At 46.5% G+C, this 20,520-nt stretch carries 21 protein-coding genes; 9 read left to right on the top strand and 12 right to left on the bottom strand.

From position 1 onward, the window contains the following. Positions 1–108 precede the first annotated feature (108 nt). Positions 109–570, top strand: coding sequence for a MarR family winged helix-turn-helix transcriptional regulator (locus tag HF638_RS09770; protein WP_169480008.1), 462 nt, complete (start codon positions 109–111; stop codon positions 568–570). Between the two features lie 143 nt (positions 571–713). Here HF638_RS09770 and HF638_RS09765 read toward each other — a convergent pair whose 3' ends face one another. Continuing rightward, a complete protein-coding gene (locus tag HF638_RS09765) occupies positions 714–1,688 on the bottom strand; it encodes an aldo/keto reductase (RefSeq protein ID WP_169480007.1) in 975 nt (324 codons plus the stop codon). A 112-nt stretch (positions 1,689–1,800) separates the two neighbouring features. Here HF638_RS09765 and HF638_RS09760 point away from each other — a divergent pair, with 112 nt between their 5' ends. Together HF638_RS09760 and HF638_RS09755 are read left to right on the top strand one after the other, a co-directional pair. Beyond that, positions 1,801–2,844, top strand: coding sequence for an LCP family protein (locus tag HF638_RS09760; RefSeq protein ID WP_348982092.1), 1,044 nt, complete (start codon positions 1,801–1,803; stop codon positions 2,842–2,844). A 190-nt stretch (positions 2,845–3,034) separates the two neighbouring features. Beyond that, positions 3,035–5,623 (top strand): DUF2339 domain-containing protein, encoded by a 2,589-nt coding sequence (locus HF638_RS09755; RefSeq protein ID WP_169480006.1) that lies wholly within the window; start codon positions 3,035–3,037, stop codon positions 5,621–5,623. A 132-nt stretch (positions 5,624–5,755) separates the two neighbouring features. Here HF638_RS09755 and HF638_RS09750 read toward each other — a convergent pair whose 3' ends face one another. The 4 genes from HF638_RS09750 to HF638_RS09735 form a co-directional block, all read right to left on the bottom strand. Further along, positions 5,756–6,082: a hypothetical protein gene (locus HF638_RS09750; RefSeq protein WP_169480005.1), complete on the bottom strand. Its 327-nt coding sequence runs from the start codon at positions 6,080–6,082 to the stop codon at positions 5,756–5,758. Positions 6,083–6,138: 56 nt separating this feature from the next. Continuing rightward, complete coding sequence (locus tag HF638_RS09745; RefSeq protein ID WP_169480004.1) at positions 6,139–6,642, bottom strand: SMI1/KNR4 family protein; 504 nt, start codon at positions 6,640–6,642, stop codon at positions 6,139–6,141. A gap of 133 nt (positions 6,643–6,775) precedes the next feature. Then, complete coding sequence (locus HF638_RS09740; RefSeq protein WP_169480003.1) at positions 6,776–7,378, bottom strand: hypothetical protein; 603 nt, start codon at positions 7,376–7,378, stop codon at positions 6,776–6,778. Between the two features lie 491 nt (positions 7,379–7,869). After that, positions 7,870–8,025 carry a hypothetical protein gene (locus HF638_RS09735; RefSeq protein WP_017691624.1) on the bottom strand — a complete coding sequence of 52 codons (156 nt, stop codon included), beginning with the start codon at positions 8,023–8,025 and terminating at the stop codon, positions 7,870–7,872. 233 nt (positions 8,026–8,258) lie between these two features. On the opposite strand from HF638_RS09735, the gene HF638_RS09730 reads away from it, so the two are divergent. Together HF638_RS09730 and HF638_RS09725 are read left to right on the top strand one after the other, a co-directional pair. Further along, positions 8,259–8,930: an FHA domain-containing protein gene (locus HF638_RS09730; RefSeq protein WP_169480002.1), complete on the top strand. Its 672-nt coding sequence runs from the start codon at positions 8,259–8,261 to the stop codon at positions 8,928–8,930. A 26-nt stretch (positions 8,931–8,956) separates the two neighbouring features. After that, positions 8,957–9,535, top strand: coding sequence for a class I SAM-dependent methyltransferase (locus tag HF638_RS09725; protein WP_169480001.1), 579 nt, complete (start codon positions 8,957–8,959; stop codon positions 9,533–9,535). A gap of 231 nt (positions 9,536–9,766) precedes the next feature. Here HF638_RS09725 and HF638_RS09720 read toward each other — a convergent pair whose 3' ends face one another. From HF638_RS09720 to HF638_RS09710, 3 genes are read right to left on the bottom strand one after another with little or no spacing between them, the layout of a single operon-like run. Then, positions 9,767–12,073: a carbohydrate-binding domain-containing protein gene (locus tag HF638_RS09720; RefSeq protein ID WP_169480000.1), complete on the bottom strand. Its 2,307-nt coding sequence runs from the start codon at positions 12,071–12,073 to the stop codon at positions 9,767–9,769. 27 nt (positions 12,074–12,100) lie between these two features. After that, positions 12,101–12,781 (bottom strand): DUF4956 domain-containing protein, encoded by a 681-nt coding sequence (locus tag HF638_RS09715; RefSeq protein WP_062836702.1) that lies wholly within the window; start codon positions 12,779–12,781, stop codon positions 12,101–12,103. Beyond that, entirely contained in the window at positions 12,774–13,592 is an 819-nt protein-coding gene (locus HF638_RS09710; RefSeq protein WP_062836703.1) for a polyphosphate polymerase domain-containing protein, read from the bottom strand. The genes HF638_RS09715 and HF638_RS09710 overlap by 8 nt, the downstream gene beginning before the upstream one ends. A gap of 254 nt (positions 13,593–13,846) precedes the next feature. On the opposite strand from HF638_RS09710, the gene HF638_RS09705 reads away from it, so the two are divergent. From HF638_RS09705 to HF638_RS09695, 3 genes are all read left to right on the top strand, one after another. Next, entirely contained in the window at positions 13,847–14,524 is a 678-nt protein-coding gene (locus tag HF638_RS09705; protein ID WP_169479999.1) for a response regulator transcription factor, read from the top strand. Then, entirely contained in the window at positions 14,524–15,873 is a 1,350-nt protein-coding gene (locus tag HF638_RS09700) for a sensor histidine kinase (protein WP_169479998.1), read from the top strand. Before HF638_RS09705 ends, HF638_RS09700 begins: the two co-directional genes overlap by 1 nt. A 171-nt stretch (positions 15,874–16,044) precedes the next feature. Then, on the top strand, positions 16,045–16,299 hold the full coding sequence (locus tag HF638_RS09695; RefSeq protein ID WP_124116914.1) for a hypothetical protein: 255 nt from the start codon (positions 16,045–16,047) through the stop codon (positions 16,297–16,299). Between the two features lie 603 nt (positions 16,300–16,902). Here HF638_RS09695 and HF638_RS09690 read toward each other — a convergent pair. Next, positions 16,903–17,670 carry an SDR family NAD(P)-dependent oxidoreductase gene (locus HF638_RS09690; protein ID WP_169479997.1) on the bottom strand — a complete coding sequence of 256 codons (768 nt, stop codon included), beginning with the start codon at positions 17,668–17,670 and terminating at the stop codon, positions 16,903–16,905. Between the two features lie 195 nt (positions 17,671–17,865). On the opposite strand from HF638_RS09690, the gene HF638_RS09685 reads away from it, so the two are divergent. Further along, positions 17,866–18,504 carry a TetR/AcrR family transcriptional regulator gene (locus HF638_RS09685; protein WP_169479996.1) on the top strand — a complete coding sequence of 213 codons (639 nt, stop codon included), beginning with the start codon at positions 17,866–17,868 and terminating at the stop codon, positions 18,502–18,504. A 9-nt stretch (positions 18,505–18,513) separates the two neighbouring features. Here HF638_RS09685 and cobA read toward each other — a convergent pair whose 3' ends face one another. Genes cobA through nirD form a run of 3 tightly spaced genes read right to left on the bottom strand, consistent with a single transcriptional unit; the run spans position 18,514 to position 20,517 of the window. Then, entirely contained in the window at positions 18,514–19,284 is a 771-nt protein-coding gene (gene cobA / locus HF638_RS09680; protein ID WP_169479995.1) for a uroporphyrinogen-III C-methyltransferase, read from the bottom strand. After that, positions 19,281–20,162: a formate/nitrite transporter family protein gene (locus HF638_RS09675; protein WP_169479994.1), complete on the bottom strand. Its 882-nt coding sequence runs from the start codon at positions 20,160–20,162 to the stop codon at positions 19,281–19,283. Before HF638_RS09675 ends, cobA begins: the two co-directional genes overlap by 4 nt. A 37-nt stretch (positions 20,163–20,199) precedes the next feature. After that, positions 20,200–20,517: a nitrite reductase small subunit NirD gene (nirD, locus tag HF638_RS09670; protein ID WP_169479993.1), complete on the bottom strand. Its 318-nt coding sequence runs from the start codon at positions 20,515–20,517 to the stop codon at positions 20,200–20,202. Between the last annotated feature and the right edge of the window lie 3 nt (positions 20,518–20,520).

Genomic DNA, 20,520 nt, shown 5'->3' with positions numbered 1-20,520 from the left:
AGTTGCAACGGATGTGTTTCCATCATCGTTATATGAATAATGGACTTACTGTAATGTCTGATGGATACATATTCTGTTGCACAAGGTCGCACATCATGGAGGTATGAGATGACAAGCTCACAGTATAAAAACGCACAAGAAAGCCCGGGATACCTGCTATGGCAGGTTACAGCGATGTGGCAAAAGGAAGTACGTCGGGTGTTGGAGCCACTCGAACTAACACAGCCCCAATTTGTGTTGTTGCACGCCTGTTTATGGCTCAATGAACACGATGAGGAAGGCAAAGGCGTAACTCAGGTTCAGATTGCTCAGTTTGCCAAGGTGGATGTTAACGTAACTTCTCAGGTTCTACGTGCTCTTGAAAAAAGGGAATTAATTACCCGCGCTCGTCATCAGACGGATACGCGTGCCAATATTATCACAACAACGGAAGAAGGAACCCGATTGGCTGTGGAGGGAATTCATCTTGTCGAGGAATCGGACAAGGCATTCTTCGAAACTTTGGATGATCGTAAGGGAGAGTATTTGGAGATCATGCAGGAGTTTCTTCGCCAAAAAACAGAGGGATAATTCATAATATATATTTTTTATTTTATTAAACTACAGAATGTAGTGGAACTGGAAGTTTTTCTAATTACTAATAATTATAGTGCCGCTATAAAATACAAATAAACCTCCTGACTTTATCCGTCGGGAGGTCTATTTCGGTTGTTTCAATCGATACGATAGGATGCAAATGGCTCGCGGCGACGGAAAGAGTCGCTGATCTGATCTAGATCGGACAACAGCTCATCGGGCAGTGATATGTCCAGACTAGCCAGATTATGCTCCAGCTGTTCGGTGCGAGTAGCCCCGACAATCACTGTGGATACAGCTGGACGTGTCAGTAGCCATGCGAGCGACAGCACGCTCGGGGAGCAGCCATATGAGGCAGCTTTTGCACTCACTTGTTCACTCAGTTGGATATTATGCTCCAGCAGGAAACGGTTGAAGGACGGATCGGTGTCTGCTCTGGAACCGGAAGGCACGCTGGTCTGTCCGTTATATTTACCTGTCAGAATACCGCCTGCCAATGGGAAATACGGAATAATGCCTACACCCTGATCGAGACACATCGGAATCAGTTCAAGCTCGGGTGTACGGTCTGCCAGAGAGTAGCTAGTTTGGGTGGAGATGTAGCGCACATAGCCTTTCTGTTCACTGATGCCTAAAGATTTCATCAGCTCCCAAGCTGCGTAGTTGGAGGCTCCGATGTAACGAACTTTACCGGAAGTGACCATATCGTCCAGTGTGCGCAGTGTTTCATCCAGCGGTGTATGCGGATCAAAAGTATGGATCTGGTACAGATCCACATAATCCGTTTGCAGACGCCGCAGGCTATGTTCCAGCTCTTGTTGCAAATGGTAGCGGGAGGAACCCCGCCCATGGGGACCATCATGCCGGGGTAATCCGGCTTTGGTAGCAAGCACCGCGTTTTCCCGTCGACCTGAGAGGGCTTGTCCAATGATACGTTCCGATTCCGTACCTGCGTAGATATTGGCGGTATCAATAAAGTTGATGCCCTGATCCATCGCTGCATGAATAATGCGGGTAGAAGCTGCTTCATCTGCGCGTTTGCCAAACGCATTGGTGCCGAGCCCCAGTGCCGACACACGCAGACCACTATTGCCCAAACGTCGATACTCCATCACTCATCGCTCCTTATCTGTCAGTCTTTGTATAGCAGATTATAACGTAATCTATTGAAAACGTGTTATTAATATAGTTAAATGATTCTAAGAACCCGTTATTAAAGGAGATATGATGGAAAACAGTGCTGCACATTTAACAAGACGGAAGCCGAAGAAACCGAAGAAGAAATGGAAGAAGCCATTGATCATCACCCTAAGTGTGCTGCTTGTGTTGGGAGGACTCGGATTTATCTATCAAAAGCAACTCATCGTGTTTGCCTTTAACATGTTCGCCTCAGGTACGGTGAAGGAAGCCTTGGATGACTCCTATAAGCCAGCTGGCGATAAGGATGCCCCTGTTGTAGAACATACGGACCCATTCTCACTGTTGTTGCTTGGCATTGACCAACGCGACAATGAACCAAGCCGTTCGGATACCATCATCTATTCCGTCGTGCGTCCAGAGGACAATAAAGTGCTGCTGCTGTCTATTCCACGTGATTCCTATACCGAAATTGTCGGCCGGGATGTGAAGTCGAAGATCAATTCGGCTTATGCCCACGGCGAAGCCAAGATGGCGATGGATACGGTGGAGAATTTGCTGGAGAATAAAGTGGATTTCTATGCCGCGATTAATTTTAACGGGCTCAAGGACATTGTTGATGCGGTGGGCGGTGTTGAACTGCCGATCAAGAAGAACATCGAGAACAAATCAAAAGCGCATGAGAAGTTGTTCGTTGAAGCGAACAAACCGATCTATAGCGGCGAAGAAGCGCTTGGTTATGTGCGTTACCGCGAAGATTCCGATTTCAATCGGACGATGCGTCACCGGATTTTCCTAAGTGCCTTCATGAATCGTGCGCTGGAGGTCAAAAATCTGACCAAGATTCCGGACGTGATCCAGATTGCCGGATCGAATTTTACAACCAACATGACTTCGGACTTCATCGTGAAGTTTGCCGAGTCCTTATATATGAAAGACAGTGCACCAACAATCAGCAACTACATGCTGAAGGGGGAAGGTGCGACGCGCAGTGGCGTATGGTTCTACGATCTGTCGGACGACGATCTGCAATATGTGCGTGGTATGATCGCCAGTTGGCTGGACCCGGATGCGACCGAGATAATTGAACCGGAGTCAGCGGATCAGGCAGATACACCAGATGCAGCATAAGCATCCATTCTTGTGCAAAATACTCATATGAATAAAAGTCCGGCGAAGCGGCTGCTTCCCGGCTTTTTTGCGTTTGAAATTCTTCGGATGAAATATTGTACGGATATATCTAATGTTTAAACCTCTTTTTATGGCATACATATAGTAAAATATAGGGAAAAGATTAAACATCAACCAACGGAGGAAGCTCATGAAGGAGTTTAAGGAACGGCTTGGGCAGGTTCAGGAGCAGCAGAAACAGCTTGCCAAGGAGTATAACGCCCTGCTCCAGGAATACGAGTCCGATGACCTGATCGTTCAGAATGAACAATTGCAGGAACAGTACGAAGCCCACAAGCTCAAGCTGCAACAGCTTGAACTTCGCTCGCGCAAGATGGAAGAAGAGAATGCACGTCTTCGCATGGCGTTATCCGAACAGATGCTGGATGAGAAGCTGAATCTGATCCGGGTATCCCGGGAGAAGATGGAGACCTATTTTCAAGGGAAAACAGCGGTACATAATGATCGAATTGCATTCCATGAACATCGAACCAAGTCCAATCTAAACGGGCTGTACAACCAGGCTGCACAGGAGTTGCAAGAGGATTCCGACGAGGTGAAGGAGAGGATTGCTTACCTTGCCGCAGAGGTGAATGAGCGCATTGAAACGCACAGACGAGCCGTACGGGAGAGAGAAGAGGCTCTGCGTGGGCACATGGAACGTGGATATGAGCAGATGGCGGAGGAAGGGTTGAGCGAAGAGACTATTCAACGCCGGATCAAGCAGAATCGCATGGAGATGAAGATTGGACTCAGCTGGATCAACAAGGTTGCCATTCTACTCCTCATTCTGGGGGTTGGAGCAGCGTTTCAACACTCGTACACGACCTGGTTTAATGACGAGATGAAGAGTGGAGCCTTTTTCCTGCTCGGTGCACTGATGCTCGCTGGAGGAGAGTGGCTGTTCCGCCGCAAAAGGCAGACGTTTGCGATGGGCCTGCTCGGCGGTGGGATCTCTGTGTTGTTCGGCTCCGTCTTCTATAGTTACTTTTTACTGCATATTATCGGGTTATATACGGGACTTGGCTTGTCTGTATTGGTATCGGCAATCTCCGTATTGTTGTCCTTGAGATATCAGTCGAAGACCATCTGTTCACTAGGTTTGGTGGGCGGCTATCTTCCGTTATTCTCTTACATGTTCTCGTTCGGGCTTGAAGGCCCTGCTGTCTATGTAGCTATGATCTATCTGCTGCTCTTAAACGGCATTATTGTGTTCATCTCATTTGGAAAACGGTGGCCGGTGGTGCACTATATCAGTTTTCTATTTAATACACCGTCTATGCTCATCCTCTTATGGCTGTCGCCAAGTGAGAAGATTGGCATGTTGTATTCCATTGTGACGTTTGCATTATATCTGGGTATCACGCTCGCATATCCATTCAAACACCGGATGAAGTTAACCTGGTGGGATTTCGCTCTACTCGCTATGAATACGAGCATTAGCTGTCTAATGTTATACGTGTTATTTGATGTGGCGGATTGGAATGATGCCCAAGGCTTGCTGGCCTTGATCTTCTGCGTGGTGTATCTGGGCCTCGCACGATTCGTCCAGCGCCATATGGCTCAGGAGAAACAGACGATATTACTCTTTTATGTGACTTCTCTGACATTCGCCATTCTGATTATTCCGTTCCAGTTCGGGGCCAAGTGGTTATCGATGGGCTGGTTGATCGAGGGTGTTCTGTTGGTTACGCTTGGACATCTGAAACGGCTCAAATCGGTGGAACGTGCCGGATGGGGCATCGTTCTTCTATGTCTAATCACTTTTGTGTACTATGATCTGCTGGCGCTATTCTTCATCGGGGAACGTTCTTACTTCATGTTAAAATACTCCAGCATTACGCTGGGAACTGTGCTTATTACACTGTATTATGCCTGGGCAGTTCACAGCAACTCATCTTCCAGAGAGAGATTCAATTATAGCCCGCTGGAGCTGGGTTTCCTGAACGGATTCAAGTATGTGACACTTGCGAATCTGTGGTTATACGTGCTGTATGAGTCGAATGAATTGTATACCAGAGCTGTCGATGGGACGTTCCTGTTATACATGTTCTACAAGTTGCTCATGTTCGCAGCGCTCACCATTGCATTGGCTTATGGACTGAGCAAGGTGAAGCTGCTGCATGATCAATACGTGCAGGTGTATACCACTTTCTTGCATGCTATTGGCTGCTGTATTGCACTGGCCGTAACCTTAACCATGCCAGCGCTTCAGCCGGAAGTTCAGCAGCATACGGCGGCGGAGATTGTTGGTTTGCTGGTGCTAATTATCTTTAACGTAGGGGTATTCTTTGCAGGAAGGGATCTGCTAATTGCAGGCATCCGCGGGCAGTTGAAGAGCATTGAATGGTACCCGGTTATCGCAGGGGTGTATCTGCTGGGTGTCATCACCGTCTTCCTGACGATTCAGTTCCAATGGGGCGATGTGGGGCTGATGTTCAGCCTGATCTATCTGCTGCTGGCGATTCTCTATATTGCCTATGGATTCCGTAGAAAATATGTCATGATTCGGCGTCTCGGCCTTGGCCTAACGTTGTTCGCTACGGGTAAGATGGTGTTCTATGATGTGGGAATGCTTACCTCGGGCAGCAAAATCTTTGCCTATTTCAGCTTTGGCGTACTATTGCTTGGGATCTCTTACCTGTATCAGAAGGTGTCCAGTCGGATGGAGGAAATACAGTCCAGAGAGACAGTGAAGCCTAACGACGAGCCGACTGTATCTGAGGATGAACAAGATTGATATAATGATTATACTTCCAGCCCATGATGTGTTGGGGAGGTTTGAACTGCGTTATTGCTGGTGTATGTTTTCATTTGAAATAAATGGAAGGCCTCTGGAAGTGTTTCAAATCCAGAGGCCTTCCACAATTCTTTACTTCGTGTTCTTAATCTCTTCGACGACTTGAAAGCCGTTTGCTTTTCCATTAAGATATCCTTGCTCATAGTAGTCTATCCCGTCAGGGGTTATAGTTACTGCAACTGTCTCCGGATCATTCTCTACGGGCTGTGCAACGATATATCCTCTGTCTAGCAGATATGAGATGGCCCTGTACTTTTCTATGTTTTCCTTTTGGTAGAATCTATTTTTCGGTAAAAGCATCGCGGGATTTTCAGTAAACCAAGCTGAATATATTTGCTCCGTAATATCGTACCTTTCTTGTATCCTCTCTTTAATTTGAATCTCTTTTTCATTGAGCATACGCACACCTCCGCCAATTAAGCTATAATTACGGGTCAGACTACTGATCCTATCTTTTATTCTTCAAAACTACGCTTTGTTTTCCAATACCAGAACTTCTCGCCCTGAGAGATTATAAAACGTTCTAACCATGTCTCAAAGTTACTGTAAAAAGATCCTGTATGTTCAACAGAATATAAACTCTCACAAAGCAACAGATATTGCTCATCACCTGAACTCCAAAGCTCTAAATCAATTAGGATTCGATCATCAAGAATATTGGCGACCACAATCTTATTATCTGATGCTTCATTGTAATGTATAACATCTTGGGCTGAATATAAGAAGCTCTCCCCGCCATATTCAGGGTCTTCAAACAAGGACGCTCCATTACATAATTGTAAAAAGCTTATGTAATCTGGAGGTAATGGAGTAGAAAAATACTCCAAAAGCTCTTTAATTTTATCTTCGGATGCACCTGGTTTGAATTTATTCATAGCAGTCATTTTCCCAGTAGGAGCAAGTATTTTAATTCGACCATTATTTTGGTCCGACCATTCCTTAAATACTTTAATTAACATTTACATAGCCTCCTCAAAAAAACTGGAGCTGTCCAAAAGCCCTTTCTTGTTTGAAAATTATATTTATAGGAATTTTCAGAATCAATTATAGGGAATCTCTCCGGGATATTAGCACGAAACTAATTACATAACCTTAATTCATTTTATCCGAGATTTTCTTAAGCTCAAAGATAGTTGCCTCTGATAACAAGATAAGCTTCTCGTTATTAACAACAAAAAAACTTAAACTTACAGGTATACTAATTTTTGTAGAAGGGTTACTTACACCTATTGCTTTTACGGCATCATTTTTATTTAAGTTTGGAATATCTAATTTATATAATCTATAAAAAGAATCTGAATTATTGCATGTCGCTGTAAACTCATATAATGGGTTTCTTAGTTCAGTTTGATATTTACTGTAGTTTTTAATTCCTTTTGATGAAAATAAGTCTTTTTTGATGATTATTTCATCACCAATAAATTTTTGACCTGTTGGATATTCTGAGGCATCATTATATGAATTTGCAAATCCTAAAAGCTTCTCAACGTTCCAAGTTCCATAGAAATATTTTTCAGTTTCACTATCCAAACTCGTACGTTCTACAGAACAATACTCATTATTTTGCTGTGTTGTTACTTGTTTACTCGGGGACTCACCCGAACCTTGCATAACCGATGCGGGCTTACCTGATCCACCACATCCTGAAAGAAAAACGATACATAACAACATCAATACACCAATCTCTTTTTTCACCTATGATCTCCTTTCGTAGACCTAGCAGAAATTATATCAAAGAAAATGAAACCATGAATGACATATGATTAACATTATTTATAATTTAAGTTAAATTTATGTTATATAATCTTCCATAAAAGGCGTTCCTCGATAATCCAGAAGCACCTAACAGAAATCTACTTGCAAGTAGTCTGTACTCTACCCGTTAACACCGTGATTAAATGGAGAATTGTTGGGTTGAAAGGTGGAGAGGAAACCGAAATCACAAAACTAAGAAATGTCACCAGCAGAAATGGCTGAAATCCATCTGCGTGCCGGGCAGTTTATGATTGAAGTCATGCAATCATCTATACTTTCGGTATTGTTTTACAATCCAAAATAAGGCTCCGGGCTGCTGTGAGAAGCAATCTGGGGCCTTATTGATCTGTTTTAATTTGGATTCGATGCCATAGCCTATTATGACATTCGTGAAACGTTTTGCGCGTAGATCACGTTATAATAGAGTAGACTTAGGGTTGGATCTTCATTTGTAACCATGAGGTTTCGGCAGCCGATGTGCCTTTCAGTGATTCTCCGCCATCATCGTTCATACGGGAGAGCACGGTTAATGTCATGGACAGGGCAAAGGCGAGCAATACGTATATGAAAATGTTTTTTTTGTTCATTAGAAGGTACCTTTCTTGTTGAATGAGCTAAAGTAGACATCCGGCCGTCATGAGAAAAAAAGCACAACGTCTGGTATAGTAGAGTGAGTAGAACCAAACATAAATCGTTCTTGTATACCACTATATTGAACTATAGCGGTGCAAACAATGGAACAAATCTGATGATCTTATCATTATTGTTATGAAATGTTTATAGAGATCGAGTGAGTGATCATTGAAGGTGGGAGAATAACATGCGGGAGACGGCAAAAATCGTCATTCGTACGCCAGGACAGGAAAGTGACGGCTCATTCGCTTATGTAAGCCAGGGTCGCTCCATTACGGTGGGACGTTATACGGGCGGTAGTGAATTGGACTTGTCTGTCTATAATCAGATGATATCGAAGCGGCATTGCCGCATTCATTATGATGTACAGCAACAGCTATGGATCGAGGATCTGGATAGCAAAAATGGAACCGAACTGAACGGGCAGCGCCTCGTTCCCTATGAGAAATATCCGTTTGGCGAGGGAGACAGCCTGACGTTGGTCAATGGCCTGATCCAGCTTCGCACGGAAGGTGACCTTGGAGAGACGAGGGAATATCGTGTGTCGGATCTGCTGGGTGAGGGCGTACGTTTACAGGATCACCTGCAAACGGTGCAGATCGGTGAAGTGGAGATTCCGCTATCCAAGAAGGAGTATCAGCTGTTCAAGCTGCTGTACAGTCAACTGGACCACTTTGTGACAAGGGAACAGATTGTGGCTCAGGTGTGGCCGGAGCGTAGTATGCTGGAGAGTGAAGCGGTAGGGATCGACGAGATTAACTCGCTAATCTATCGGACGAATCGCAAGCTGGGTGTACATTTTACGATTAAGTCTGTGTACAAAAAAGGGGTATACATGAAGTCTCATGTGCCCGAATGAATGAGTGATAACAAAGGGATGATGCTATGTTCATCGTTCATCTAATTCCATGGCTGATTGCTGTGGTGACATTGATATGTGTCATATCCATCGTACTTGTCAGTTGGAAAAACGGAATCTCCCCGATGCCCACATCCAGCCGCGTCAGACAGGTGGTCATTCAGGAGGTAAACCGCATTCCAGGGTACGGAGATGTGCTCGAAGCCGGCTCCGGATGGGGTACATTGGGAATGGATGTTGTAAGGCATTGCCCTGGTAAAAGGCTGACCGGGATTGAGAATTCTATCATTCCCTTATGGTCTTCCCAACTAATTGCCTATCTCAGTGTTCGCTTACGTCGAGCCAAGGGAAACAAACACTCTCTCAAGGGCAGGCTGCGCTTCATGCGCGGGGATATCTACACCAGTTCCTACGAACATGCGGATTGTGTGATCTGTTATCTGTTCCCGGGAGCCATGACCCGGCTTCTGGACAAGTTCAGTCGAGAGCTTCCGCCAGGTGCCAAGGTAATTAGTGTCTGTTTTGCCCTGCCAGGAAAAGAACCGCTACGCACCATTACTTGCCGGGATGCCCTGCGTACCAAGGTGTATGTGTATTCCTTTTAAAGAAAAGAACAGGAAAGTAATCACCAGTTTTTTGCTCAGCTGGAGTGCTGTAAACCTTCTACCATAACGTTAATGGATCAAAGAGTGTGCTCCATATCATAGTAATGCAGATACCACGTAAGCATGAGGATACGAAAAAGGCCCCGAACTCACTATGAAGTGAATCGGGGCCTTTTTGTCTCGCCTTTGAGTTGGGGCAAGAGATTGCTTGATTATTGCTTACCGCACGTATTACTTTGCAGAATCGGTAGTGCCTGTTGTGTCCGTGGTTGTACCGGATTGCGATCTGTTTCTGCCGCCTCCGAATCCGCCTTGTCCACCGCCGCCACCAGGACCGCCCATACCTGTATTGGCTGTAGTTACACCAGATTCATTCACCCAAGTCACATTACTAGTCGATTGGAATGCAACCACTTGAGTTCCGCCACTATAGGTACCGTCTGTGTAGAGTCCATCCACCGCTTCACCTGTAGACGTACCACCGGAGTAGATTACATAGGAGCCATCTTTTTTCAGATCCGGGGAGCTGACAACCACGGTTTGATAATCTTTTGCCGGAGCAAATGTCAGGATGTTGTTGCCTTCGCTGTCTTGTACATGTACAAGTGTTCCAGCTTTTTGCGTTGCAGGGAATGTCATCACAATGGTATTTTGCGTAGACGCATCGGATGTTCCTTGTGCCATGCCAGAGCTTCCGGCAGCCACGAGGTATCCACCGCTAATTTCAAATGTACCGTCATAATCCAATGCTCCGTTACCGTTATCCGTCGGTCCGTTCACAATAACCGTTCCGCCAGTCATGTTGATGGAACCATTGGAATCCAGTCCGTCACCGCCTGCGTTCACGGTGAGTGTACCGCCGTTAATGTGGAACTCGTTATTGCTTGCTGCTGCACCACCCATACCGCCCGGTCCACGTCCTTGCTGATTAGCAGTTGTACCTTGGGATGCCTGATCGGTAGTTGATGTTGTGCCCGTCGTTTCGGTTACAGAGATGTTGGATGTCGTTGCGGCATCCGTTGCTGTAGTAGCGCTATCTGTACTTGCCGCTGTATTCGCAGTTGTTTCCGTCTCGCCACCTGCAGCATTTACGCCATCATCGGATGCCGTTACATCCACATCCCCATCGTTCAGGGTGATGATTGCACCTTCAAGTCCTTCATAGCTCTTCGCAATCGTGATGGTTCCGCCGTTAATCGTCAGGGCCTGATCGGCATGGATGCCGTCATCACCGGATTCGATATTGAATGTTCCGTCGTTGACTGTCACGTTATTGTTGCTGTGCAGGGAATCATCCATGGAATCAATGGTATACGTACCACCATTAACCGTAAGGTCTGTACCTGCTTTAAGTGCTTTGGCACTTGTGGACTCCGTTGCTGTTGTTGCAGTGTCCGCATCAGCATTGTTATCCGTTGTTGTTGTTGTTGTGTTGGCAGAGTTGGATGCCGCTGCGCCGTTCGTATTAGCACCTGCATTCGTACCGCTATTAGTAGGCATCTCCGGCATGTCTGCAGGAGGTTCGCCATCCGGTGGTGTACCCATATCGGTTGGTGGTGTGCCGCCACCCCATCCACCGCCACCGCCAAATGGACCTTCTTCTACTTTGGCTGGTGCATTGGCGCTACCGCCACCCGTTACAATGTTGTATGTGCCGCCATCCGCCACGAGTGCGGTTTCGGCTTGAATACCATCGTTACCACTTTGGATATCGAAGGTACCTCCCGCGATGGCAACGTAGCCTTTAGTGGTATCTGTGTCATTGGTTGATTTAATACCGTCGCCTTCGGCTTCAATGGTAATCGTACCTGCTTGAATTGCGACCATATCCTTACCTTTGATCCCGTCATCGGCTGCTTTGACGCTGATGCTACCACTAATGATTTTGAGATCATCCTTGCTCGTAATACCTTCATTATAGTTACCTGTGACGGTCAATTGACCTGCACCGTTGAATGTAAGATCCGCTTTGCTGAAGATCGCAGCATCCGGCTCGTCTGTTGTAGCGTCGGCGTACACATATGTTTTACCATCGGAAACGGTATTCTTGGTTCCTTTTTCGAGCGTAATTACCGCTTTACCCGCCTTCTGAATGTAGATCGCGGCGCTGTCGTTATCATGAATTGTTGCTCCGTTTAATACGAGATGCACAGTCCCCTTATCGGCAACGTTAACCACGATCTGTCCATCCGTTAGCTCACCGCTAAGTACATAAGTGCCTGCTTCCGAGATGGTTACCGAACCATTCGCTGCTTTGGCGCCCGAACCGGTCACCGTTGCAGTTGTTCCGTTCAGCTTAATCGCTGTGGAATCTGCCTCACTCCAGCTAATATTGGTATCGTCAGCATCCAGAGAGACCAGATCTGCATATTTTACTGAAGTTTGCTCGCTGACGGATACCGTTTTGGTTGTTCCTGTCGTTGAGGTTGCGGCATTGGCCGTTGTGCTTGTGGTTGCTGGTGAACTGCATGCTGCGAGTAGGCTGGTAATCATGGCGATGGACCAAAGTTTGCTACCTGTTATCATGTTCTTCTTCATATTAGTTCGTTCCCTTCGAATTAAAAATTAATATTCCGTTGTTGGACTCATGGTTAACGAGATATCCAGGTTGCCGTTCCGTGTGCGGATCGCATCGAGAAATTCCTTTTGGCTAACACTTTCGTGAATGGTTACACTGTAGACCAGCTCATACAGACTGCCGAGTTCAGTGGTTCTGATTTTTTTCAGATCAAAAGGTACGTTGAATTTATGGAACACTTCATTAAGGGCTTCTTCATAGCTCAAGTTTTCGGGAATGGTGACTTTCAGCGTTTTCAGCTGACTTTTCTTGCCGCCGAAGTTGAATCGACTCAGAACAAACATCAGTACACACAGGATAATGGTGAACAGCACCGCGTATCCAAAAGCGCCTACACCGCAGGCAAGACCGGAAGCCATCGTGAACAATACATAAGCAATGTCTTTTGGATCACCAGGGGCGCTTCGGAATCGGATGATCGAGAAGGCACCTGCCAAGCTGAAAGCTCGTGCGATGTTGCTGCCGATGAGCAGAATGATGATGGCGACTATGACGGGCAGGACGACCATCGTTAAAGTGAAGCTTTGGGAGTATGTGCTTTGGTTAGTCTTCATGTAGGTAAGGCTGATGACCAATCCCAGAATGATGGCAAGACCAATGGTGATGACTGCGTTGTTAAACGTCAGGTTGGTATCGGTTAGGGCTGAACTGAACAGTGAATCAAGCATATAGGACACGCTCTCTTTCTATAATCGTTTTATCTTGTTCTATGGATGGGTTATAGTCGGTACCTGGCACAAGAATGCGCTCCGTCTGGTAATTCAGGTTCGTTGTTCTCACCAGATGTCTGTACTCGTTGCCGTATTTGGAGAATCCGGTGCGGTAGAGACCATGCTCACAGAGCAGTTGCGACAGCCACAGCGGAACAGTTTTCTCGGCTTTTACTTCCATCAGCCATCGACCGTCCTTCACCAGCGGTTCACCGTAATCTCCCTGTTCCAGCTTCAGATCGTATCTGCGGCTGCGAATATTGGTGTCAAAGGTAATGCGAAGATCCCGGCTGTTCTTGTCGAAGAGCGCTTTGCGTTCATACGCCAGATACACTTTCGGTTCCAGGTCGTAGAGGCGAAGGAAATATTTGATCTCTTCAACAACTTGTTTGTTCATGTAATCCGCGAGCTCTGGCGCCTGTCCTGAACGGACGAATTCGTAAGCTTCATCCAGCTTCAAAGCTGTTCTGCGCTTGTTCACCAGGCCGAAAACTTTCTTTTTGATCTCCAGATACACTTTGGCATTCTCTTCAGGTATTCCATAAGCCCGCAGTCTCAGCTTCTCCTTGTATTTCGGTTTGGAGAGACTGGCGCGAATCAGTGAATCCTGCGGAGTGTCGAAGTACAGGTTGCTGATGGAGTAATACTCATGTTTCTTGTTGTAGGCATCCAGCTCCATGTATTTCAGCAGGTCATTATAGAAGTGTGCGTACTGCTCATCCGTCAGAAGGTACTTGCTCTCATATCGGTTGAATACTTCAATAGCCATGTGGGACTCAGTCCTTTCGTTGGTGGGTTGTATGTTTTGTTGCATCGTGTATTGCTTCCATGTCTGTATCTTAGAGCCCCAACCTTGAATGAATCTTAAATGGTTTTACATTGCGTTAACATTTTTTTACCTTCCTATAATAGTTCGCACGCACAAAATGAATTAAGATTGATTCAAGGTTTAATTGGTAGAATAGGTGATATCATAAAGAGTTTAATGAAGACGAATAATTCAAGCAGAGGAATGAATAGAGCATGAGAATATTAATTGCGGAAGATGAGGTTCATTTGGCAGAGGCTGTATCGCAGATTTTGAAAAAAAACAACTACTCCGTGGACATGGTCCACGACGGCAGATCAGGATTGGATTATGCGCAGAGCGGCATCTACGACCTGTTACTACTCGACATCATGATGCCGGAAATGGACGGGATCACCGTCCTGAAGAAACTTCGCAGTGAAGGCAATCATACGCCTGTTATTCTGCTCACTGCGAAAGGCGAACTATCGGACAAAGTCACAGGCCTCGATTATGGCGCCGATGATTATATCGCCAAGCCCTTCGCCACGGAGGAATTGCTGGCACGGATTCGAGCAGCCTTACGACGGAAGGGTGAAGTGGTTCCCGAGGAGGGGCTGAAGTTCGGCGACATTGAGCTGAATACAACCCAGTTGAAGCTAAGCGTTCAGGGTAAGGAGATCAAGCTGAATCTGAAGGAGAATGAACTGCTGGAGCTGTTGATTGCCCGCAAACAGGCGATTACCTCCAAAGAGCAGATTATTGAGAAGTTATGGGGATTTGATTCGGAAGTGGAGTATAACAATGTGGAAGTATATATCTCTTTTTTACGCAAAAAATTAACCTTCCTGAACGCTGCCGTCCGCATTAACACAATTCGGGGTGTGGGGTATGTACTTGAGGTGACGTCCTGATGTTCAAGAAACTCCGAAATCGATTCCTGATCGTGAATCTGGTGTCGATCTCCATCATGATGCTGGTGGCATTTGCGACGATCTATACGATTACGTACCAGAATGTGCAACGTGAGACGAGTATGGAGCTGTACAAGGTGTCTGATTTCTACCACAGTCCTTATAATTCATCCAAGATGCCGCGTGGGGAAGATGGGGGGATGGGGACAGGCTCCGGCACAGGTTCTAGTACAGGCGTAGGTTCAGATTCGTTGCCCACGGATGCCATGGGTGGTGATAATGGAGGACCGGGAGGGGACCCCAACTCACCTCCGGCACGTTCCGTTTCGTTCATGATCAAGACGGATGACCAGTGGAAGATTACGGATACGCATTCTCGATTTGATATGGAAGATACGTTCTACACCGAGGCGTTGCAAAAGGTTGACCAGAATAAAGTGGGTGATTCAGAACGGCAGACTGGACAATTTGCGTTGGATGGAACGGACTGGGCCTATGTGGTTGATCCGAGCGGTGACGGGCATATGATTGTATTCATTGATGTGACTGCACAACAAGGTATTCTTACGAATCTGATCTATACCTTTGCTGTTGTCGGACTGGTGATGCTGATTGTGATCTACTTCTTGAGCCGTTATTTTGCCAATCGTTCCATTGCGCCAGTCAGAGAAGCATTTGAGAAACAAAAACAATTCATCGGAGATGCTTCTCATGAGCTGAAGACACCTCTGGCGATCATTAATACCAATGCAGATGTGCTGCTCGCGAATCAGGAGGATACCATAGCGAACCAGGCGAAGTGGCTTCACTATATCAAGTCAGAAACGGAGCGCATGACCGGACTTACGAATGATTTACTCTATCTGACCCAGATGGATGATGCGCGCTCCACGATGATTCATGCGAAGTTCAATATGAGCGATGCGGTAGAGAGTATTATTTTACCGATGGAGGCCGTTATTTTTGAGAAAAACATCTCCCTCGATTACAACATTGAGCCGAATCTTACGGTTCATGGGAACAGTGAGCAGATCAAACAGGTCATTCTGATCCTGCTCGATAATGCTGTGAAGTATTCCGGTCCCAAAGGGTCCGTAAACGTTACGCTCCAGAGACAGAATAATGATGTTATGCTGGCGGTGTCCAATACAGGTGACGGCATTGCGCCGGAACATCTGGATCGGATCTTCGATCGATTCTATCGTACCGATTCTTCAAGAGCCCGCAAACATGGTGGGCATGGTCTGGGTCTCGCGATTGCTCGTTCCATTGTGGATCAGCACAAAGGAGAGGTGTATGCTCGAAGCGTGGTCGGAGAGGGTGCTACATTTTACGTGCGGTTGTCGTAGGGGTGGAGTGATACGCTGGCTCAACACTGACCTTCGCTACCGCTCTATAATCGTTCGTCAGGCATAAGTTCTGCCTGTAATGGGTTAACCTATGCTACAATGGCAACAGTATGTATGAATCAAGGAGATGAACTGAACGTGGCAGAAGCAAACGCAATTAATGAACAAGAAATGATGCAGTATATTGCAGATAAAACGAAGGCAAGCCAGGCGAACATCGCTCTTGTGCTGAAGCATGAGCAAGCGTACATCAACAAGGCGCACGAAAATGCCAAAGGCAACGATGTGGATATTGACGGCGATGATCTGGCTGACTACATCCTTAGTCGCAAAGATGTGAAGCTGGATGAGTTGACTGTGGAAAGCATCTTGGATGCTGAAATGGACTACTTGATGGACAAGGGTCACGCAGGGTACGTCGATTAAGTTAAGCGTAGGCAAAATCTAACGAACCTGACAGTTGTTATTCGGGTATTTCTCGCTCGTTTGGGAATGTAACGAATCTCAGACACATTATTCTCTGGATTTTAGGGCTTTTCGGTGCAATTGCAGTATTTTTGCGGAATTAGCGTGTCTGAGATTCGTTAGTTTGGGAAATAAGCTCTTTTAGTCGATATAAGGTGCCCTAGATTCGTTAGAGTAATCACAGGGTACAACGAGGTGTTAGATGGCTGTTTCTAAAGTGAATTTCACATATGCAGCCTTCTGCATGGCAAGTGTTGTACGTAAAAAAGACCTCAACTCCACAATACTGTGGTGTTGAGGCCTTTTTTAGATTGTAGCGACCTGGCATGCCTACAGGTCACCTGTTGGTTTAACGCTACTAGGATAGAAATTGAGTTCTATCGTACTGGGCCACTATATCGGATCATTTGTCGAGTTTCGCTATGAGTACGGCTCTAAGAGTGCCGACCTATCGGACAACCTCATCGCATCACTCATCTGTTTGCTCTACAGTCATCCCTATTGGACATCGCTGTAAGGTGAGATTTTTAGGTAATCCCTATCAAACCTACCGTTTACAGCTTCTTATTGACCCATCATGCCGCCATCTACGGTGTAGAGGGATGCTGTGACATAGGATGCTTCTTCGGACAACAGGAAGTTCATCACCGCAGCGACTTCTTCCGGTTCACCGTAACGGCCCATTGGAATGGCAGATACCGTAGCAGATTGGTAATCTTCCACGTTGCCGGAGTTAGCTTCGATCTGACGCATCATACGTGTGTTGATTGTGCCTGGCAATACAGCGTTTACCCGGATATTGTAAGGTGCGAGTTCATTCGCAGCGGTACGTGTGAGACCAACTACGGCATGTTTGGACATAATATATGGAGATACAGCAGGTGCACCCATCAGACCCGCGAGGGAAGAGGTATTTAGAATCGCACCGGATTTTTGTTTTTTCATAACTGGAATGACGTTCTGCAGACCCAGGAATACGCCACGAATGTTGACGTTATAGACCATATCCAGTGCTTCAACACTCAGGTCTTCAATCAGTCCTGTTGGACCTTCAATCCCTGCATTGTTTGCAAAGTAATCGATTCGGCCAAACGCATCCAGTGCTTTTTGCACATAGTTTTTCACGTCTGCTTCTTGGGATACGTTCGCTTTTACGGCGATGACGTGCTCTTTGTCGAGGTTCAGATCGGTAATTGTCTGTTGGATGGCTTCTTCATTCAGGTCGACTAGCACCAGATTGATTTTGCGCTCAGCCAGGCGACGTGCCAATTCTTTACCAATGCCTCCGGCTGCTCCTGTAATAATGGCTGTATGTGTATAAGATGTACTCATGAACTATCCGCTCCTCATTCATTATTGACAGGTATTTCTCAAAAAAAGTTTGAACCTGTCATCTATCGTTCCTGTCTCAATGTTAAGATATACATAGCCGTGTGACAATAATCATTGACAGCGCATATGTCAGCTATCGGACAGAGATGTAAGCGGTGTTCATTTAGTTTACAATAATGAACAAAGGAGGCGAAAATGTTGATCATTGAACATCCTCAGGACCGGAGAGCACGAAGAACGCAGGATGCCATCATCGCTGCGGCGGTTTCTTTGATATTGGAGAAGGGGGCAGACGCTTTAACCATTCGAGATATTACGGAACGGGCGGATTACAACCGGGGAACCTTCTATTTGCATTTTCCCGGCAAACCGGAGTTATTGCAGTTCATTCTGGATGATTTCATGCAGGGGGTGGGACAAGCTTATGCAGAACCGTACACACATCTCAAAGAAGTGGACATGACTGCATTACTGCCCTCCACGATGCCTGTATTTGAATATATTGAGGCTCATCAGGATATTTTCCGTGCATTAATCACGATGCACTCAGATATGGGTTCCCGAATATGCAATATGTTTAGAACGTATCTAACCGAAGATTTTGTATTGGTGACCGAAGATAGTGAGCAAACCATTAATTACGACATCATGTTAAGTTATTTGGTATCTGCTACGGTGGGTGTGATTATGCATTGGGCGGAGATTGGGTTCAAGTATTCTGCACATTATATGGGGGAACAGCTTACGGCACTGATTAACATCAAACCGACCCGTCTGCTGATTGAACCAGGGCAGAAGGGCCGGACTATTCATGAGCGTATGCTGTTGGATTAGAGTGCCGGATTATCCGGTCATGGAGGCGTTCGCGGCTTGTTGCATCTGAAGCAGTTGTTCGCGGACCAGGACCGACTCTCCGACCATAATTAATGCTGGATTATTCACTTGATGTGACAGGGCGAGGGAGTGCAGTTCGGCAAGTGTGCCGGTAATAATCCGTTCCTCCGAAGTGGTTCCCCGTTCAATTAAAGCTGCGGGTGTGCTTCCACTTTTGCCATGGTGAAGCAATTCATGTTGAATCTGAGGCAGTTGGCTAATGCCCATGTAGATGACCAGTGTATCCACACTATGAGCGAGCAGGTCCCAGCGGACCGAGGATACACTTCCGTCGCTACCGGTTCCAGTGACACATGCGAAGGATGAAGCAATCCCACGATGAGTTAACGGAATAAGGGAGGAAGCGGATGTTCCCACAGCTGAAGTGATGCCGGGAATGATTTCAAATGCAATCCCCGCTTCCGCCAGCACAAGTGCTTCTTCACCACCACGGCCAAAGATGAACGGATCGCCACCCTTTAGTCTTACAACTTGTTTGCCTTCCGCTGCATGCGCAGCAAGCATCCGTCCAATCATCTCCTGACTCATGGAGTGAAGGCCTGGAGCCTTGCCGCAGTAGATGCGGAGTGCTCCTTCGCGAGCTTCGGAGAGCAATTGATCATTCACAAGCCGATCATACATAATGACATCTGCGGACTGAATACGCTTCAGGGCTTTTACCGTAATCAGATCCGGATCTCCAGGACCAGCGCCGACAATACTAACCAGGCCCCGGCTCATGATCGTGTCCCCAGTTTCGGTGCAGCATCGGAACTTGCCAATCCTGAACGACCACCCTGAATGGTTGCCAGTTTGGTAGATATCTTCACCGGATTTCCCCAGTGGTGTGCGGTATACAGACCGAGACCAGTAAATACGGCTCCGCCTATGAGATTGCCCAGCAATACCGGAATCTGATTCCACAGCCACCAGTCAGCCATACTGACCTGTGCACCGAGCATCATACCTGCCGGGATGACAAACATATTTACCACAGCGTGCTCAAATCCCTGAGCGAAAAATATGGTAATGGGTAGCCACATCGCTACGATTTTACCCAGTGTAGAAGTGGACGTCATCGCCATCACTGCCCCGAGTGTGACCATCCAGTTACATAGAATGGCCTTGATGATCACGAGAACAATTCCTGCTCCACCCAAATGCTGATAACCCAATGTTTTGGCTTCACTGGTCTGGATCAGCGTTTGAATCAGAGGGTTGCTCATATCCGTACCCATCTTCGTAATGGTTAGTCCGTATAACAGAGCGTAGAATGCACATCCGATTAGATGACCTGTGATCACCCAGAAATAATTCCGGAACATATCCAGCAGTGTTATTTTTCGTTTCATCACTGCGAGTGGAAGCATCGCAAAGTTTCCTGTCACCAATTCAAGACCCAGCAGAATAATAATGACGAATCCCGCCGGGAATATCAGTGCACCTGCCAAACCAACGGAAGTTTGAGATACAGCGGTATATGCCAGTGTGGTTGCAAAGGCGAGAATAGCCCCTGCCAGAAAACCGCGGATCAGCATCTGTACCCGGTTCATTCTGGCTTTGCTTTCACCAGCTTCGACCATCGATTGCAGCACTTCTGCAGGTTTAACAAAATCCATAGCGCACGCCTCCTTGATGTCAGGGTATCTCTAACATTTAACCCGCAATCGTGATGTAAATTTCTCCGCTATTGCCATCCACTTCGGTTTTGTAGGTATTCAAGCAGCCTTCATCCGGCTCGTGTACCTTACCGTTACGCAGATCAATCTTCCAATCATGCAAAGGACAATGAACGGCTGTCCCGCATACCATGCCTTCCGACAGCTTGCCGCCCTTGTGAGGGCAGCGATTTTCGACGGCGTGCAGACTTCCGTCGCTCAGCTTGAAGACTGCAATTTCGGTATCCTGTATCAGGAATGTCCGTGCTCCCTTTTCATCAATATCCGCAACGTGTCCAATCCGGAATTTGTTCATCGC

This window comes from Paenibacillus sp. SZ31 (assembly GCF_012912005.1).
Lineage (GTDB): Bacteria > Bacillota > Bacilli > Paenibacillales > Paenibacillaceae > Paenibacillus.
Note: the sequence above shows the minus strand (reverse complement) of the source record. Positions and strands in the feature narration are given on the sequence as shown.

Bases quoted from the DNA above. Each gene is read 5' to 3' on its own strand.
- HF638_RS09770 (WP_169480008.1), top strand. From the start codon at position 109: ATGACAAGCTCACAGTATAAAAACGCACAAGAAAGCCCGGGATACCTG.
- HF638_RS09765 (WP_169480007.1), bottom strand. From the start codon at position 1,688: ATGGAGTATCGACGTTTGGGCAATAGTGGTCTGCGTGTGTCGGCACTG.
- HF638_RS09760 (WP_348982092.1), top strand. From the start codon at position 1,801: ATGATGGAAAACAGTGCTGCACATTTAACAAGACGGAAGCCGAAGAAA.
- HF638_RS09755 (WP_169480006.1), top strand. From the start codon at position 3,035: ATGAAGGAGTTTAAGGAACGGCTTGGGCAGGTTCAGGAGCAGCAGAAA.
- HF638_RS09750 (WP_169480005.1), bottom strand. From the start codon at position 6,082: ATGCTCAATGAAAAAGAGATTCAAATTAAAGAGAGGATACAAGAAAGG.
- HF638_RS09745 (WP_169480004.1), bottom strand. From the start codon at position 6,642: ATGTTAATTAAAGTATTTAAGGAATGGTCGGACCAAAATAATGGTCGA.
- HF638_RS09735 (WP_017691624.1), bottom strand. From the start codon at position 8,025: ATGAACAAAAAAAACATTTTCATATACGTATTGCTCGCCTTTGCCCTG.
- HF638_RS09730 (WP_169480002.1), top strand. From the start codon at position 8,259: ATGCGGGAGACGGCAAAAATCGTCATTCGTACGCCAGGACAGGAAAGT.
- HF638_RS09725 (WP_169480001.1), top strand. From the start codon at position 8,957: ATGTTCATCGTTCATCTAATTCCATGGCTGATTGCTGTGGTGACATTG.
- HF638_RS09720 (WP_169480000.1), bottom strand. From the start codon at position 12,073: ATGAAGAAGAACATGATAACAGGTAGCAAACTTTGGTCCATCGCCATG.
- HF638_RS09715 (WP_062836702.1), bottom strand. From the start codon at position 12,781: ATGCTTGATTCACTGTTCAGTTCAGCCCTAACCGATACCAACCTGACG.
- HF638_RS09710 (WP_062836703.1), bottom strand. From the start codon at position 13,592: ATGGCTATTGAAGTATTCAACCGATATGAGAGCAAGTACCTTCTGACG.
- HF638_RS09705 (WP_169479999.1), top strand. From the start codon at position 13,847: ATGAGAATATTAATTGCGGAAGATGAGGTTCATTTGGCAGAGGCTGTA.
- HF638_RS09700 (WP_169479998.1), top strand. From the start codon at position 14,524: ATGTTCAAGAAACTCCGAAATCGATTCCTGATCGTGAATCTGGTGTCG.
- HF638_RS09695 (WP_124116914.1), top strand. From the start codon at position 16,045: ATGATGCAGTATATTGCAGATAAAACGAAGGCAAGCCAGGCGAACATC.
- HF638_RS09690 (WP_169479997.1), bottom strand. From the start codon at position 17,670: ATGAGTACATCTTATACACATACAGCCATTATTACAGGAGCAGCCGGA.
- HF638_RS09685 (WP_169479996.1), top strand. From the start codon at position 17,866: ATGTTGATCATTGAACATCCTCAGGACCGGAGAGCACGAAGAACGCAG.
- cobA (WP_169479995.1), bottom strand. From the start codon at position 19,284: ATGAGCCGGGGCCTGGTTAGTATTGTCGGCGCTGGTCCTGGAGATCCG.
- HF638_RS09675 (WP_169479994.1), bottom strand. From the start codon at position 20,162: ATGGATTTTGTTAAACCTGCAGAAGTGCTGCAATCGATGGTCGAAGCT.
- nirD (WP_169479993.1), bottom strand. From the start codon at position 20,517: ATGAACAAATTCCGGATTGGACACGTTGCGGATATTGATGAAAAGGGA.